At 63.7% G+C, this 3,139-nt stretch carries 4 protein-coding genes; 2 read left to right on the top strand and 2 right to left on the bottom strand.

All coding sequences use genetic code 11. The features are described 5' to 3' along the window. On the top strand, positions 1-483 hold a 483-nt coding region (locus EOD15_RS31575), incomplete at its 5' end, for a succinylglutamate desuccinylase/aspartoacylase family protein (RefSeq protein ID WP_185929131.1). 470 nt (positions 484-953) lie between these two features. Next, a complete protein-coding gene (locus EOD15_RS31580) occupies positions 954-1,208 on the top strand; it encodes a DUF768 domain-containing protein (protein ID WP_127271474.1) in 255 nt (84 codons plus the stop codon). Positions 1,209-1,277: 69 nt separating this feature from the next. Here EOD15_RS31580 and EOD15_RS31585 read toward each other — a convergent pair whose 3' ends face one another. Together EOD15_RS31585 and EOD15_RS31590 are read right to left on the bottom strand one after the other, a co-directional pair. Further along, positions 1,278-2,393, bottom strand: a complete 1,116-nt coding sequence (locus EOD15_RS31585; RefSeq protein ID WP_127321586.1) for a P1 family peptidase — start codon at positions 2,391-2,393, stop codon at positions 1,278-1,280. Positions 2,394-2,397: 4 nt separating this feature from the next. Further along, positions 2,398-3,139 (bottom strand): exodeoxyribonuclease VII large subunit (locus EOD15_RS31590; protein WP_281035590.1); only part of this gene is annotated, 742 nt, incomplete at its 5' end.

Raw genomic sequence — 3,139 nt, forward strand, 5'->3', positions numbered from 1 at the left:
GCCTTCGACGCGGTCGCGGCCTTCGCCGCCCCGTTCTCGATGCGCATGATCGAGATCGACGCCGTCGGCATGTATGACACGGCAGCCGAGGAGATGGGCAAGGTCTTCGTCAGCACCGAGCTTGGCGGCGGCGGCACGTCGCGTGCGCAGACGGTGCGGATCGCGCGGCGCGGCATTCTCAACGTACTGCGCCATGCGGGCATTGTAGATGGTGCGGTCGAGAAGACTCGAACCCAGTGGCTCGACATGCCGTCGGGCGATTGTTTCTCCTTCGCCGAAGATGACGGCATGATCGAAACCATGGTCGATCTCGGTGAGCCCGTCGAAGAAGGCTCGGTGCTGGCGCGCATCCATTCCACCGGCCGCACCGGCATCGCCCCGCAGGAGATCCGGGCAAAAATGTCGGGCATGCTGGCGGCGCGACATTTCCCCGGGCTGGTCAAGGCCGGCGACTGCGCGGCGGTGGTGGCTGTGCACGTCTGAGCGATTCCGCCGAGGCTTGCTCCACCCGGTTCGCGTCCATCGTCACTTGCTCTTGATCCGTTGCGGAGCCTTCGGCGCGGCGGAAAGAAGCAGCATGGCGAGCGGAGTCGACATTGCAGGAGGATGTCACTATATAGCGGCGGCTTCGACCTGCGTGCCCGAGGGCAGCACCTCGAAGCAACTGTGAATGTGTAGTGTGTTGCGCCATCTATTGTGACGGAAATCGGCTCGGAAACCGGAAAAAAGCAAATAGAAACAGTGGCGCAGCGCTGGGCGTGACCCAGCCAACGGTACCGACCCCTCCAGAATCAGAAAATGCTCTTGACCCCTCGATTTCCTATGGCTCTGTGGACCTTGGACAGCATTGGCTTGCCGGACGACCGCGACTCGGCTGGAATGGGGACATGCATCCTTTGCGGGATGTCGACGTTTATGATTACCAACCGGCTTTGCCGCCAGGGAACAGCAGTATGAGTGAACACGCCATCGAATTCTTGCGGGGATGGATCGGCGAAAAGGTCCATTGCCAGTCCTCCCAGGCAAGGATCGACAAGCAGGCCGAAACCCTGGCCAAGGAGTGCGCTGCCGAGGCGGCCGAGGTCGGCATCCCGCTGGAGGACATCCAGGAAGAAGTCGGCGATATCCAGGAACTTATCGCATCCCGGCTTGAGGAAGCGGCCGAGGCCGAGGAAAGCCAGCAGGCCCCCGGAAAAGCCGCGGAATGATCAAAGCCGCGGAATGATCGCATAGCGGCGACGTGTTCCAGCGCGTGCTTGTGGCCCGCGTTTTTGTCTTCAGCCAAACTTCTCCTTCAGCCACGCCTTTGGCAGCGCCGGCACGAAATTTCCGTCGCGTCCGGTCATATCGTCATTGGCAACCAGCGCGTTGAGGATTGCTTCCTCCACGGTCTGGATCACTGCATCGAAAAACGGATCGATATCGGTGTCCGGAATAAAATAGGCGCTGGCGATGCGGCCGGATGGCGCCAGCGCTGCGCTCGCATTGGCGGTCGAGAAGGCGATAAAAATGTCGCCTGAACTGTGATAGCCGAAGCCGCCGGTCAAGGCGACGCCAAGCGGCACCCGTCGGGCCAGCCGCTTCATCTGATGCGGCAGGAACGGTGCGTCGGTGGCGACGACGGCGATGATCGAGCCTTTCTCGGCACATGTGCCTTCGCGGACAGCCGGTTCGAGAAGCTCCGGCCCGGCGCGCAGGCCGCGAATGGCAATATTGCGCCGTTTGCCAAAGTTGGACTGCACGAAGGCGCCGACCGTATAGGCACGGCCGTGCCATTCGACGATGCGCGATGCCGTGCCGGAGCCGGCCTTGAAGCCGAAGGTGATCATGCCGGTGCCGCCGCCGACGCTGCCTTCCTCGATAGGCCCGCCGGCGGCACCGTCGAGAGCCTGCGCAACATGCTCTGACGTCAAATGGTGGCCGTTGATGTCGTTGAGGAAACCGTCATAGGTCTCCGCCGCCACCGGCAGCCCCCAGCCGCTGTCGAGCGCTGCCGGCAGCACGCTTTGCATCCAGCGCAGCGTGCCGTCGCGGGAAACACCGCAGGAATGCGTGTTGGTGATGGTGATCGGGAAGTTGAAAGCGCCGGTTTCCTCGACGATGTGCGAGCCGGTCAGTTCGCCGTTTCCGTTCTGGCTGAAAATGCCGGCGAAGACCGGGATGGCGAGGTCGGCGAGCGGCCTGGGCAGGATCGCGGTCACGCCGGTGCGCACCGGTCCCTCGCCGACGACAAGCGCGCCATCGCCCGAGATCAACGTCGCATAGCCGACCGCGACGCCGGGCACATCGGTGATCGCGTTAAACGGTCCCGGGCGCCCATCGAAGCCGATGCCGAAATTTCGCGCGCGCGGTTTGCCTGAGGGCGTTGTCAGATGATGCGGATTGTCGGTCATGGTGTCAGAACAGGGATCCCTGATTGCCGGGCTCTTTGGCCTTGGCCGCCGGCTTGGCCACGGCTTTCGGTTTTGCCGTGCCGGTGATCGCCACCGCATCGGCGATGCCGTCGGCGAACTCGAGCGAAAGCGCCATTCCCGACGCCACCTCGGCAGCCTGCTTGATCACCACGCCATCCGCATCCCTCACCAGCGCAAAGCCGCGCGCCAGGACGGCCTTGTGCGACAGCGACGCCATCAACCTGTCGGCCTGGACGACACGGCCGCGCAGGCGCTCCAGCCTGAGCACCACTGCTTGCGTGCCGCGTCTTGTCAAAGCTGTCAGCAAATCCCTCTGCACGCGTTGCCGCCGTGCCGTCGGCTCGATCGTGATGCGGCCTTGCAGCATGGCCAGTTGCTGCTTGTGCCGCTGCAGCGATGCCCTGGCACATTTTGGCAATTGATCCGCCGCTCGGTTAAGCTCCGCACGCCGGGCTCTTGCCAACGCGCGCAGTGCCCCTTGTGCTCGCAAAAGATTGCGTTCGTTGGTGCGCCGCGCCTCGGCAATGCGCTGCGACAGCATTGCCGGTGTCAGCTTTACGGCAAAAAACCTTGCACGCTTGCGTTCGGTGGAGACCAACAGGCCCCGGCCAAGCCTGGATGTCGCCTCATCGAGGCGTCGGCGCGGCAGCGCCAGCAATTGATCGGGCGAGGGCAGAGCCCGAGCGGCGGCACGGGCGGCCTGCCGCTTGCGTTCGAAATTGCGC

Origin of the sequence: Mesorhizobium sp. M7A.T.Ca.US.000.02.2.1 (genome assembly GCF_003996995.1) — a bacterium.
GTDB lineage: Bacteria > Pseudomonadota > Alphaproteobacteria > Rhizobiales > Rhizobiaceae > Mesorhizobium.

Bases quoted from the DNA above. Each gene is read 5' to 3' on its own strand.
- EOD15_RS31580 (WP_127271474.1), top strand. From the start codon at position 954: ATGAGTGAACACGCCATCGAATTCTTGCGGGGATGGATCGGCGAAAAG.
- EOD15_RS31585 (WP_127321586.1), bottom strand. From the start codon at position 2,393: ATGACCGACAATCCGCATCATCTGACAACGCCCTCAGGCAAACCGCGC.